Below are 11,615 nucleotides of genomic sequence, written 5' to 3' on the forward strand. Positions count from 1 at the left end.
GCCCGCCGCCCTCCATGCAGGCGCTGGACCCCGAACTGCAGCGCTTCACCGAGCACCTGCGGGTCGAGCGCCGCCTGGCTGCGCGCACGCTGGCGATGTACGGCGACGCGCTGGCGTGGCTGCAGGCCAGCGCCGCGGCGTCCGGGGTCGACCTGCAGGCCGCGCAGCCGCACCACCTGCGCGGGTGGACGGCGCAGCTGCGCGTGCGCGGGCTGGGCCCGCGCAGCATCGCCATCGCGTTGGCCGCCTGGCGCGGCCTGTACCGCTGGTGGGGGCGCCATGGACTGGTGGCGCAGAACCCGGTGGACGGCCTGCGCCCGCCCAAGGCGCCCAAGCCGCTGCCCAAGGCCTTGTCGGTGGAGCAGGCGGTGGCGCTGGCCGACCACCTGCCCGAGGACGGCGACCCGGTGCTGGTGGCGCGCGACCACGCGATCGCCGAGCTGCTGTACGGCTGCGGCCTGCGCGTGGGCGAACTGGTGGGGCTGGACCTCACGGCCTCCGGTGCGGCCGCGGGCTGGGTCGACGTGGCCGACGCGAGCGCCCATGTGCTGGGCAAGGGCGGCAAGCGGCGCAGCGTGCCGGTGGGCGCGGCGGCGCTGGCGGCGCTGCGGTCCTGGCTGCTGGTGCGCGCGCAGCTGGCCGACGCCGGCGAGCCGGCGCTGTTCGTCAGCCGGCGCGGCACGCGGCTCACGGCCAGCCAGGTGCGGCAGCGGCTGCAGCTGCAGGCGCAGCACGCCGGCCTGCCGACGCACGTGCACCCGCACATGCTGCGCCACAGCTACGCCAGCCATCTGCTGCAGAGCAGCGGCGACCTGCGCGCGGTGCAGGAACTGCTGGGCCACGCCAGCATCAGCACGACGCAGGTCTACACGAAGCTCGACTTCCAGCACCTGGCGCGGGCCTACGACGCCGCGCATCCACGAGCGAAGAAACGGTCATGAAGAGCATCCGCCTGCGTGAAGGCAAGGAGCGTTCGCTGCTGCGCCGCCACCCCTGGGTCTTCGAAGGCAGCATCCGCAGCGGCCGCGCCGACCCCGGCGAGACCGTGCGCGTGGAAGACGCCGCCGGCAACTTCCTGGCCTGGGGCGCCTACAGCCCGAGCTCGATGATCCGCGTGCGCGCCTGGAGCTTCGACCCCGCCGAGCGCATCGACGCCGCGTTCTTCCAGCGCCGCATCGAACGCGCGGTGGCGCTGCGCGCGCGGCTGCCGATCGACAGCGACGGCGTGCGCCTGGTGCACGGCGAAGCCGACGGCCTGCCTGGCCTGGTGGTCGACCGCTACGGCGACCTGCTGAGCGCGCAGTTCGGCGCCGCCGGCACCGAGCGCTGGAAGCCGGTGATCGCCGACGCGCTGATGGCCGCGACCACCGGCACGGGCGTGCGCGCGCTGTACGAGCGCTCGGACGCCAGCGTGCGCGGCCTCGAGGGCCTGGAGCCGGCCACCGGCTGGCTGCGGGGCGCGGCGGCGACCGAGGTGACCATCCGTGAACACGGCTGGCGCCTGACGCTCGACGTGGCCAGCGGCCACAAGACCGGCTTCTACCTCGACCAGCGCGACAACCGCGCACGCTTCGCGACGCTGGTGCGCCACTTCGGCGTGCGCAGCGTGCTGAACTGCTACTGCTACACCGGCGGCTTCAGCGTCGCGGCCTTCGCCGGCGGCGCGGGCGAGGTGACGAGCGTGGATTCGTCGGCCCCGGCGCTGGAACGCGTGCAGGCCCACGTGGCGCTGAACGGTTTCGACGCCGCACACAGCCGCTGCGTCGATGCCGACGTCAACGCCTTCCTGCGCCAGTGCCTGCAGGAGGGCCGCCGCTTCGATGCCATCGTGCTCGACCCGCCGAAGTTCGCGCCCACCGCCGCGCACGCCGAGCGCGCGGCGCGGGCCTACAAGGACATCAACCGCCTGGCGCTGCAGTTGCTGCCGCCCGGCGGCCTGCTGCTGACCTTCAGCTGCTCGGGCGGCATCGGGCCCGAGCTGTTCCACAAGATCGTCGCCGGGGCCGCCATCGACGCGGGGGTCGACGCCGCGATCCTGCAGCGCCTGGAAGGCGCGCCCGACCACCCGACGACGATGCTCTTCCCCGAGGGCGAGTACCTCAAGGGGCTGGTGCTGCTGAAGTCCTGACGGCTGCCGCGCTGCCGGCCGCCGGCAGCGGCTGGCGCGGGTCGAACTTCGCCCGCTTGACGCTGAAGAAGGCCTTCACGTTGCGCACGTTGGCGTCCTGCGTGAACAGGCGCTGCACCAGCGCGTGGTAGCCCGCCATGTCGGCGCTGCGCACCACGAGCAGGAAGTCCGGGCCCGGCGAGACGCGGTAGCACTGCTGCACCGCGGCGTCGGCGACCACGCGCGCCTCGAAGGCGTCCAGGTGCTCGGCGCCCTGGCGGTCGAGCGTGATCTCCACCAGCGCCGTCAGTCCGGCGCCCACGTGGTCGGGGTTCAGCACCGCGACGCGGCGCTCGATGACGCCGGCCTCCACCAGCCGCCGCACGCGCCGCAGGGCCGTGGCCGGCGAGGTGTGGGCGCGGTGGGCGAGTTCCTGGTTGGACAGCGCAGCGTCGTGCTGCAGCAGGTCCAGCAGGCGCAGATCGGTGGGGTCGAGGTGCAGCATGAAAGAATCATGCATCAAATAGCCAAGAACGATCAAATGAAGCGGTACTAGTTGGCATGTGGTGATTTCGTTCTGAAACGGCTCTAGAACGAATGAACATTTCCCAGCGACACGCCCAGAATCCGCAGCGTCGTTTCCAACCCAGGACCAGCACCATGTGTGGCATCGTCGGCGCCGTCAGCACCCGCAACATCGTTCCCATCCTGCTGCAGGGCCTGAAGCGGCTCGAGTACCGCGGCTACGACAGCTGCGGCGTCGCGGTGCACCAGGACGGCGGCCTGAAGCGCGCCCGCAGCACCTCGCGCGTGGCCGAGCTGGAAGCCAACGTGGCCAGCGACGGCATCCACGCCACCACCGGCATCGCCCACACGCGCTGGGCCACGCACGGCGCGCCAGCCGTGCACAACGCGCACCCGCACTTCTCGGGCGGCCCCGGCGCCGAGGCGGCCGAGTCGGGCCGCATCGCGCTGGTGCACAACGGCATCATCGAGAACCACGACGAGCTGCGGGCCGAGCTGCAGCAGCGCGGCTACGTCTTCGCCAGCCAGACCGACACCGAGGTCATCGCCCACCTGGTGCACCAGTGCTACGACGGCGACCTGCTCGAGGCCGTGCAGCGCGCGCTGCCGCGGCTGCGCGGCGCCTACGCGATCGCGGTGTTCAGCCGCGACGAGCCGCACCGCGTGGTCGGTGCGCGCCAGGGCTCGCCGCTGGTGCTGGGCGTGGGCCAGAACGAGAACTTCCTGGCCAGCGACGCGATGGCGCTGGCCGGCGTGACCGACCAGATCTGCTACCTCGAGGAGGGCGACGTGGTCGACCTCCAGATGGGCAAGGTCTGGATCAGCAGCGCCGGTGCCGACGGCCGCTACCGCAGTGTCGAGCGCCCCGTGCGCACCGTGCAGGCCCACAGCGGCGCGGCCGAACTGGGCCCGTACCGGCACTACATGCAGAAGGAGATCTTCGAGCAGCCGCGCGCCATCGCCGACACGCTGGAAGGCGTGGGCGGGCTGGACGCCACGCTGTTCGGCGACGACGCGCCGGCGGTCTTCGACGGCGTCGACCGCGTGCTCATCCTCGCCTGCGGCACCAGCTACTACGCCGGCAGCACCGCGCGCTACTGGCTGGAGGCCATCGCCGGCATTCCGTGCTCGGTGGAGGTGGCCAGCGAGTACCGCTACCGCGAGAGCGTGCCCGACCCGAGGACGCTGGTCGTCACCATCAGCCAGAGCGGCGAGACGGCCGACACGCTGGCGGCGCTGAAGCACGCGCGCAGCCTGGGCATGACGCGCACGCTGACCATCTGCAACGTGTCCACCAGCGCGATGGTGCGCGAGTGCGCGCTGAACTTCATCACGCGGGCCGGCGTGGAGATCGGCGTCGCGTCGACCAAGGCCTTCACGACGCAGCTGGTGGCGCTGTTCCTGCTGACCCTGGTGCTGGCCAAGCGCCGCGGCAAGCTGCCGCAGGCCGGTGAAGACGCCGCGCTGCGCAACCTGCGCCACCTGCCGGCGGCGCTGCAGTCGGTGCTGGCGCTGGAGCCGCAGATCATCGGCTGGGCCGAGGCCTTCGTGCCCAAGCAGCACGCGCTGTTCCTGGGCCGCGGCCGCCACTACCCGATCGCGCTGGAAGGTGCGCTGAAGCTCAAGGAGATCAGCTACATCCACGCCGAGGCCTACCCGGCGGGCGAGCTCAAGCACGGCCCGCTGGCGCTGGTGGACGCCGAGATGCCGGTGGTCACCATCGCGCCGGCCGACGACCTGCTGGAGAAGCTCAAGAGCAACCTGCAGGAAGTGCGCGCCCGCGGCGGCGAGCTCTACGTCTTCGCCGACGCCGACACGCACATCGAGAACAGCCCCGGCGTGCACGTGATCCGCCTGCCCGAACACTACGGCGCGCTCAGCCCCATCCTGCACGTGGTGCCGCTGCAGCTGCTGGCGTACCACACGGCCTGCGCGCGCGGGACCGACGTCGACAAGCCGCGGAACCTGGCGAAGAGCGTGACGGTGGAGTGAGGCGGCCGGCGGCGGCCAGGGTCACCGCCGTGGCGCCAGTCGTTCGCCGGGAAGGAGTTCATAGGGTGCCGTCCAGCCTGGCAACGCCTTCAGGCGCTCCAGCCACGTGAACATGGCCGGATACCGGGCCGCGATGTCGATGCCGGTCTCGTCTGCCGGGTAGTGGAGATAGCCGCACAGCGACATGTCGGCGATCGTCGGCGCGTCACCGGCGATGAACGCGCGCTGCATCAACTGCTTCTCGACGATCTCGAACGCGCTGGCGATCCGGCCCTGGAGCCACCGCGCCACGCCGGGGTCCGGTTCCGTGGCCGCAAAGGCCTTCATGAAGCGCCAGCTGGCCAGGTAGCTCGTGAACTTGTGGTTGTCGAAGAAGAGCCAGCGCAGGACTTCCTGGCGTTCCGCGGCGGTGGAACCCGCATACCTGCCGTGCCGCTCGGCCAGGAAGAGCAGGATCGCTGCGGACTGCGTCAGGCGCATGCCGTCGGCCTCCAGCACGGGCACCTCGCCCATCGCATTGTGCGCATCGCGCCAGGCATCGGACCGGGTCAGGCCCGCGGCGAAGTCGGCAAAGGGGACGTGCCGTGCCACCCACGGCGCAGACAGCGCCTGGAGGAGCAGGGCGACCTTGTAGGTGTTGCCCGACTGGGCGAATCCATGGAGGGTGTACATCGGTGCGGCCTGTTCCTACGGGGTGTTCAATGATGCCGACAGCGGGCCTGTGTGGATCGAGCGCTTCCCTGGCGTGCCCGTCGGAGCGACGGATCAGGCATCGCGCTGCTCCGCGTCATCGACGAGGTCGGCATAGCGGATGCCCATGCCAAGCGACCAGTCTGCGCTGGAGTTCTCGGTCAGCGCAATGACGATGTCGTCGGGGCGAAACCCGGCCAGTGTGGCGCGTTCGACCATCTGCCGAAACAGGTGCCGCTTCTGATCGTCCGTGCGGCCTCGCAGGAACAGCACCTCCACGATGCACGCATCATCGGACCGGCGCACGTTTCCGAAGGAACGATCCAGAATCATCGCGTCCGCTTCGAATCGCGAGATCAGCTGGAAGAGATCCTTGGCCGGCACATTGCAGGTGTCCACCAGAGCGTCCTGTGCGGCTTCGGCGAGTGCCTTGACCTGCAGGTCAGGAAGGTGGTTCGGGGCGGAGATTCTTGTCAGTGGCATGCGGGCTGTCCTGATGGATGAGGATGCAAAGTCAGTCGTCCGCGCCTGATGGCGTCGTCGGTCGACGGTCAGCGCGCATGCGCTTGTTCCGGCGGGCGATGTGGAGGGGCTGCCGACCGCGTGGCCGCGCGGTCGAACACCAGCGTCGCGCCGTCCTCGGGCACCAGCACCCGGTCTTCCAGGCCGCGGCGGCACGCTTCGGCACGCAACGCGCGCCGCTGCGTCGGGCAGTGGTCCAGTGCTTCCAGGTGGTTCATCACGAACCGCCCGCCACCCGCGGCTGCCGCACGCAGAGCCTGGTCTGCGTCCATGATCAGCTCGCCGCCAAGGTCCATCGCCGCGCCACCGGCCGGCAGCACGCTCACCGAGTCGCGGCCCAGGCGGCGCACCGTGTCGAGCACGTCGTCCGTGAGCACCGTGTCGCCGGCCACGTAGACGCTCGGCTCGCCGGGCCAGTCGATCACGTAGCCGTGGCCATGCGCCATCAGCGTGCCGATCCAACCCCGGCCATGCAGGCAGCGCACGGGCGTGACGCGCCCGCCCAGCACATCGGTCGGCCCGTCGGCGTCCAGCACCTGCACGGCCAGCCCGCGCTCCGCGAGATAGGACGCATCGTGCGGCATGCACAGCACCGGCAGCTGGCGTTCGCGCAGCCAGCGCTTGCCCAGGCGGTCCAGATGGTCGAAGTGGCCTCGCTGGCAATGCGTGATCAAGGCGTGGGTGGCGCGCGCGAGCAGCGTGTCCGAGTCGGGCGGCAGATCGACGATCGGGTTGCGACGGCGCTCGCCACCCAGGTACTTCAGCGAGGGCAGGGCGCCCCGCGGGGCCAGCATGGGATCGACGAGCACGCCGTGGCCGGCGGCCTCGATCAGGACGGTGGCATTGCGGATCTGGGTGATGTGCACGGAGCGCTGCATTGCTATTGGGTTGCCGGAATTCTGGAGAGCCCCGTCTGCGGCTACCATGGCAAGGAACGACAAGTCACGGTCATTTCTTGCCAAGCCCTGCCAAGCTCGACATCGCGCTGCTGCTGTACCCCGGCTGCATGCCGGCCGGCCTGTTCGCTGCAGCCGACCTGCTGGCCGCAGCCGCGCTGCGCACCGGCGCCCGTGGCTGGCGGGTGCACTGGGTGGGCCTCGAGCGCGGCCCCGTGGCCTGCGCCCATGGCGTCACGCTGCCTGCGCTGGCCGCACTCGATGCCGAACGCTGGGACGCGCTGCTGCTGCCCGGCTTCTGGGCCTGGGCACCGGACCAGCTGGCCCGGGGGCTGGACGCCCGGCGGCCGTTGCAGCAGGCGTTGCGGTCGCTGGGACGGAAGGTGCCGCTGTGGACCTGGTGCACCGGGGTGGGCATCGCCGCGGCGGCCGGCCGGCTGGACGGCGAGGCGGCCACCGGCACCTGGTGGATGGCGCCGCTGCTGGCGCAGGCGCACCCCGGGGTCGACTGGCAGTGGCAGCAAGCGGTGGTCAGCGGCCGAAGCGTGGCCACGGCCTCCGGCGTGCACGGCCACCTGTCCATCCTCGGCCAGCAACTGCAGGAGCGCATCAGCCCCGAAGCGTGGCGCGATGTCCAGCACCTGATGGTGCTGCCCCGCCCGCCACCGGCCGCCAGCGTCTTCGACGTGCTCCAGACCCTGCACAGCGCCGACCCCCTGCTGTGGCGCCTGCGCCGCCTGGTCGAGAGCCTGCCAGCCGCCGACACGACGCTGGACGTGCTCGCCGAGGCGCTTGCCTGCGCACCCCGGACGCTCTCCCGCAAGGTGGGCGAAGTCGCCGGCATGCCGGTGGGCCGCTACGTGCGGCTGGTGAAGCTGCACCAGGCGGCGGAACACATGCGGCACAACGGCCGCAGCGCGGCGCAGGTGAGCGAGGCGCTGGGCTTCGCCGACGAGTCGGGCTTTCGGCGGAGCTTCAAGGCGATGACGGGCATGACGCCGTTGCAGTACGTCCGCCGCTACCGCGCCTGAGCGCTGCGGGCCGGCCGGGGCCGGGCTTCAGTTCCAGAGCACCAGCCGCTCCGACTCGCCGGTGCTGCCGACGAAACAGGACATCGACACGCGCGGGCCGCCGCTGGAGGCGCGGACCGCGTGCACGCGGCTGGACAGCATCAGGATGAGCTCGCCCACGCCCGGCTTGATCAGCACCGCGGACGGCGGCAGCTTGCTGCTGTCGAGGAAGTCGTAGTCGCCGGTGTACAGCTCGGCCACCTGCGCATCGTCGGGGATCAGGTCCCAGATCTCCAGTTCGCCGCCGCCGCGCGGCGTGCGCAGGTAGACGTTGACCGTCATCTGCGCCAGCAGCCGTGTCGCCACCTCGTCGCTGGTCTCGCGGGCCAGGATGTCCTGGTGCGGCGGCAGGCTGTGCCCGTCCTCGAAGAGACGCGAGGTGCCGACGAACATCTTGCGCCCGCCGAGGCTGGCCAGCCCGGCGCCGCCGGGCCAGTGCTCGTCGAGTTCCAGGCGCAGCCGGTCGATGGGGATCAGCAGCGGCGCGCACACCCGCCGGATCTCGGCGATCGTGGGCACGGCCTGGTCGAAGTAGTGGTCGAGCCGCTCGGTGTCGCCGCGGGTCTCGAAATACGAGTAGCCCACGCGCTGCACACCGACGTCGGGCGCGATGCTGTAGCGCGAGAACCCCGGGTGCCGCAGCAGCCGGCGGCAGAGCTGCTGGCACTGGCGCGAGGTGTACCACCCGGGCACGCGCACGGCGAGCACGCGTCCGTCGATGATGTCGCGCAGGTCGGACAGGCCGACCTCGTCGCGCACGACCACCTGGGGCCGGTCGGCGGTGAGCGTCGGGCTGGTGGTCACGACTGCCTGCGAGGCCGGCGCGGCGCCGCCGTCATCGTCGCTGAGCAGGTCGAGCAGCAGCGCGTTGTTCGATCGCAGGCGCTGTGCCAGCACGGCGGCCAGTGCCAGCCCGAGCCGGCCATTGGCCGCGGCGTCGCCCTCGGCCCAGTCGATGCCGACGACCACGCTGCGCTCGTGCGCCCGCACCGAGGCCGAGCGTCCGCCTCCCAGCAGGAACGACACCTCGCCGAAGACGCCGCCCGGGCCGAACCGGCCCAGCGTCTGTTCGTGTCCGTCGACGCCCTGCACGACGACGTCCAGCGAGCCGCTGCGCACGACGAAGAGCCTGCGGCCCGTGTCGCCCCGCCGGAACAGCCAGTCCCCGGTCCGCAGTTCGATGCGCTGGCCCGCCTCGAACAGCACGGTGAGCGGATCGTCGCCGGGTTGCAGGTGGGCGGGCAGCCTGGCGACGCTGTCGTGCAGGTCGGTGGCCACCTTGCCGGGAGATGCGGGCAGCGATGGCAGTTCGAAGTTGGGCTTCATGCGGGCCACTCTAAGCACCTCCGGGCTCGCCGGTCTGCGCGTCTTCCCCCGCTTGCCAGCGGCGGTGCGCACGGCTAGAGGCCGGCGCCGGCCGCACCGGCGCCAGCGCAACCGACCGCCCTGGGGGGACGTGCAGGGGCGCGCTGTCGAAAGCCCGCACCGCCGCTCGTCGTGCTGCATCCACAGCCTCAGGAGTCTTGCCGATGACCCGCTACATGATCCAGGTCCGCGCCACCGCCATGAGCGAGGCGGGAGAGTTCCCCGACGACCCGACGCTGGTGGCGCGCATGATGGCGTTCCACGACGAGATGGCCAAGGCCGGCGTGCTCCTCGACGGTGCCGGCCTGCAGCCCAGCAGCCAGGGCTTCCGCGTCCACTACGACGCGGGTGGACAGGCACGTGTCCTGGACGGCCCGTTCGCCGAGACCAAGGAGCTGATCGCCGGCTACACGCTGATCGACGTGCCGTCGCGCGACGACGCACTGGCCTGGGCGCGGCGCTTTCCGGCCCCGTTCCCGGGGCAGCCCTGCTGCATCGAGGTGCGCCCGCTGATGGGCGGCGTCGACCTCCCGCCCGAGGACGCCGAGCGTCTCATCCGCGAAGAGCTCGCCGCGATCAAGCGGCGCGGCTGAGGCCGCTGCGGGCGCGTGCGGCCGGCGCGACCAGCAGGCCGGTGGGCGCATGCCCCACACTCGGCCATGTCCGCCCCCGCCCCCGCCCTCGCCCCCGCATCCGCCCCGGCGTCCGTCGCCGTGCCGCCCGACGCCGAGACGGCCTGCCGCCAGTGCCCGCTGCGCGCGCTGCCGCTGTTCCACGAGCCCACCGGCGACGAGCTGGACCTGGTGCAGACGCTGAAGCGGCGCGAGCGCCGGCTGGGCGCCGGCGAGTCGCTGATCCACGAAGGCCAGACCGACGCGCCGCTGTACACGCTGCTGCAGGGCTGGGCCTTCCGCTACAAGACGCTGAGCGACGGCCGGCGGCAGATCCTGAGCTTCCTGCTCGCCGGCGACTTCATCGGCGTGCAGCAGAAGATGGGCGACGCCGCGGCGCACGGGGTCGAGACGCTGACCGACGCGCTGTTCTGCGTCTTCCAGCGCGACTCGCTGTGGGAGCTGCACCGCCGCAGCCCGATGATGGGCTTCAACGTCACCTGGCTCACGGCGCACGAGGAGTCGATGGTCGATGACACGCTCCTGTCGGTGGGCCGGCGCAGCGCCGAGGAGCGCATCGCCTCGATGCTGATCCTGCTGTTCAAGCGCGCCGCCGCGCTGCAGGGCGACGCCGGGGCCGGCGGCGTGCCGTTCCCGCTGACGCAGCAGCACATCGCCGACGGCCTGGGGCTGTCGCTGGTGCACACCAACAAGACGCTGCGCAAGCTCGAGCGCCGCGGCCTGCACCGCATCGCCGATGGCCGCCTCCATTTGCGCGACGTGAAGGCGATGGCGCGGCTGGCCGACCTGTACGGCGACGGCCGGCCGCCGCCGCGCCCGCTGGTCTGAGGGCACGCCGCCCCCTGGCCAGGGCCTGTGTCTTTCGACACAGGGGAATCCCGGGGCGGCCCCTAGATTGCGTCCTGTCGACCCCGCCGGGGTCCCCCACGAGACGCCCGCCTTGCACACCCACCACCATCCGTTGCCCGACAACCAGCTGCTGGCCTCGCTGCCGCCCGAGGCCGCGGCCGTGGTGCAGGCCCGCATCGAGCTGGTGGATCTGGAGGCCGGCACGATGCTGTACGAGGCCGGCACCGTGCTGCGCCACGTGTACTTCCCGGTCACGGCCGTGGTGTCGCTGGTCTCGGCGCTGCGCGACGGCGCCTGCGCCGAGGTGGCGGTGGTCGGCCGCGAAGGCCTGGCCGGCGTGTGCGCCTTCATGGGCGGCGGCACTGCGCTCAGCAGCGCCGTGGTGCAGCGCGCGGGCCAGGCCTGGCGCATGCCGGCACGCGACATCGCCGACCTGGCGCGCGACGTCGAGCCGGTGATGCAGCAACTGCTGCGCTACACGCAGGCCCTGTTCACGCACATGGCGCAGACCTCGGCCTGCCACCGGCACCACAGCCTGGCGCCCCAGCTGTGCCGCTGGCTGCTGCAGCACCTGGACCGCCAGGTCGGCGACGAGATGCGCGTGACGCAGGAACGCATCGCCGGCATGCTGGGCGTGCGCCGCGAAGGCGTGACCGGCGCCGCGCTGGAACTGCAGCGCCAGGGCCTGATCCGCTACAGCCGCGGTCACCTGCGCGTGCTGGACCGGCGCGGGCTGGAGCAGCACTGCTGCGAGTGCTACGGCGTCGTCGAGCGCGCGTACGCGCGGCTGCGCAACGGGGCGTCCGCCTGGCCGCGTGCGGCGGCGGTCGCCGGCACTGCCGCGGCACTGCCGTCGAGCGTGCGGCTGCACCCGAAGACCGTCGGGATCGCGGTGTCGGACGCCGGGCGCCACGCCACGGCCTGAACGCGCGCGTGCCCGGCGCGGGCCCCACGCCGCCGCCGGCCG

The 11,615-nt window shown here is 72.1% G+C and carries 12 protein-coding genes; 7 read left to right on the forward strand and 5 right to left on the reverse strand.

Annotation, left to right across the window (positions count from 1 at the left end):
• Positions 1–14 precede the first annotated feature (14 nt).
• Together ACPOLB_RS18290 and ACPOLB_RS18295 are read left to right on the forward strand one after the other, a co-directional pair.
• Entirely contained in the window at positions 15–941 is a 927-nt protein-coding gene (locus ACPOLB_RS18290) for a tyrosine recombinase XerC (RefSeq protein ID WP_425257448.1), read from the forward strand.
• Entirely contained in the window at positions 938–2,128 is a 1,191-nt protein-coding gene (locus ACPOLB_RS18295; protein ID WP_425257449.1) for a class I SAM-dependent rRNA methyltransferase, read from the forward strand. Before ACPOLB_RS18290 ends, ACPOLB_RS18295 begins: the two co-directional genes overlap by 4 nt.
• Here the strand turns inward: ACPOLB_RS18295 and ACPOLB_RS18300 are convergent.
• Positions 2,100–2,612, reverse strand: a complete 513-nt coding sequence (locus ACPOLB_RS18300) for an Lrp/AsnC family transcriptional regulator (RefSeq protein WP_425257450.1) — start codon at positions 2,610–2,612, stop codon at positions 2,100–2,102. The genes ACPOLB_RS18295 and ACPOLB_RS18300 overlap by 29 nt on opposite strands.
• A 155-nt stretch (positions 2,613–2,767) precedes the next feature.
• Between ACPOLB_RS18300 and glmS the strand changes: the two genes are divergently transcribed.
• On the forward strand, positions 2,768–4,624 hold the full coding sequence (gene glmS / locus ACPOLB_RS18305) for a glutamine--fructose-6-phosphate transaminase (isomerizing) (protein ID WP_425257451.1): 1,857 nt from the start codon (positions 2,768–2,770) through the stop codon (positions 4,622–4,624).
• 21 nt (positions 4,625–4,645) lie between these two features.
• Here the strand turns inward: glmS and ACPOLB_RS18310 are convergent, their stop codons facing one another.
• From ACPOLB_RS18310 to ACPOLB_RS18320, 3 genes are all read right to left on the reverse strand, one after another.
• Complete coding sequence (locus ACPOLB_RS18310; RefSeq protein ID WP_425257452.1) at positions 4,646–5,296, reverse strand: glutathione S-transferase family protein; 651 nt, start codon at positions 5,294–5,296, stop codon at positions 4,646–4,648.
• 93 nt (positions 5,297–5,389) lie between these two features.
• Positions 5,390–5,797 (reverse strand): tautomerase family protein, encoded by a 408-nt coding sequence (locus ACPOLB_RS18315; RefSeq protein WP_425257453.1) that lies wholly within the window; start codon positions 5,795–5,797, stop codon positions 5,390–5,392.
• Positions 5,798–5,865: 68 nt separating this feature from the next.
• The gene (locus tag ACPOLB_RS18320) at positions 5,866–6,777 is read right to left on the reverse strand and encodes an MBL fold metallo-hydrolase (protein ID WP_425257454.1); all 912 of its coding nucleotides are present in this window, start codon (positions 6,775–6,777) and stop codon (positions 5,866–5,868) included.
• A 14-nt stretch (positions 6,778–6,791) separates the two neighbouring features.
• On the opposite strand from ACPOLB_RS18320, the gene ACPOLB_RS18325 reads away from it, so the two are divergent.
• Positions 6,792–7,763 carry a helix-turn-helix domain-containing protein gene (locus ACPOLB_RS18325; protein WP_425257455.1) on the forward strand — a complete coding sequence of 324 codons (972 nt, stop codon included), beginning with the start codon at positions 6,792–6,794 and terminating at the stop codon, positions 7,761–7,763.
• A gap of 27 nt (positions 7,764–7,790) precedes the next feature.
• On the opposite strand, the gene ACPOLB_RS18330 is transcribed toward ACPOLB_RS18325, so the two are convergent.
• Positions 7,791–9,128, reverse strand: coding sequence for a cyclic nucleotide-binding domain-containing protein (locus ACPOLB_RS18330; RefSeq protein WP_425257456.1), 1,338 nt, complete (start codon positions 9,126–9,128; stop codon positions 7,791–7,793).
• A gap of 203 nt (positions 9,129–9,331) precedes the next feature.
• Here ACPOLB_RS18330 and ACPOLB_RS18335 point away from each other — a divergent pair, with 203 nt between their 5' ends.
• From ACPOLB_RS18335 to ACPOLB_RS18345, 3 genes are all read left to right on the forward strand, one after another.
• The gene (locus ACPOLB_RS18335; protein WP_425257457.1) at positions 9,332–9,760 is read left to right on the forward strand and encodes a YciI family protein; all 429 of its coding nucleotides are present in this window, start codon (positions 9,332–9,334) and stop codon (positions 9,758–9,760) included.
• A 66-nt stretch (positions 9,761–9,826) separates the two neighbouring features.
• Positions 9,827–10,627 (forward strand): Crp/Fnr family transcriptional regulator, encoded by an 801-nt coding sequence (locus tag ACPOLB_RS18340; RefSeq protein WP_425257458.1) that lies wholly within the window; start codon positions 9,827–9,829, stop codon positions 10,625–10,627.
• A gap of 112 nt (positions 10,628–10,739) precedes the next feature.
• Complete coding sequence (locus ACPOLB_RS18345) at positions 10,740–11,573, forward strand: Crp/Fnr family transcriptional regulator (protein WP_425257459.1); 834 nt, start codon at positions 10,740–10,742, stop codon at positions 11,571–11,573.
• The last annotated feature ends 42 nt before the right edge of the window (positions 11,574–11,615 follow it).

This window comes from Rubrivivax soli, from assembly GCF_049810355.1.
Taxonomy (GTDB): domain Bacteria; phylum Pseudomonadota; class Gammaproteobacteria; order Burkholderiales; family Burkholderiaceae_C; genus Rubrivivax.

Coding starts and splice junctions, on each gene's coding strand:
- ACPOLB_RS18335 (WP_425257457.1), top strand. CDS start 9,332: ATGACCCGCTACATGATCCAGGTCCGCGCCACCGCCATGAGCGAGGCG.
- ACPOLB_RS18340 (WP_425257458.1), top strand. CDS start 9,827: ATGTCCGCCCCCGCCCCCGCCCTCGCCCCCGCATCCGCCCCGGCGTCC.
- ACPOLB_RS18315 (WP_425257453.1), bottom strand. CDS start 5,797: ATGCCACTGACAAGAATCTCCGCCCCGAACCACCTTCCTGACCTGCAG.
- ACPOLB_RS18310 (WP_425257452.1), bottom strand. CDS start 5,296: ATGTACACCCTCCATGGATTCGCCCAGTCGGGCAACACCTACAAGGTC.
- glmS (WP_425257451.1), top strand. CDS start 2,768: ATGTGTGGCATCGTCGGCGCCGTCAGCACCCGCAACATCGTTCCCATC.
- ACPOLB_RS18300 (WP_425257450.1), bottom strand. CDS start 2,612: ATGCTGCACCTCGACCCCACCGATCTGCGCCTGCTGGACCTGCTGCAG.
- ACPOLB_RS18290 (WP_425257448.1), top strand. CDS start 15: ATGCAGGCGCTGGACCCCGAACTGCAGCGCTTCACCGAGCACCTGCGG.
- ACPOLB_RS18330 (WP_425257456.1), bottom strand. CDS start 9,128: ATGAAGCCCAACTTCGAACTGCCATCGCTGCCCGCATCTCCCGGCAAG.
- ACPOLB_RS18295 (WP_425257449.1), top strand. CDS start 938: ATGAAGAGCATCCGCCTGCGTGAAGGCAAGGAGCGTTCGCTGCTGCGC.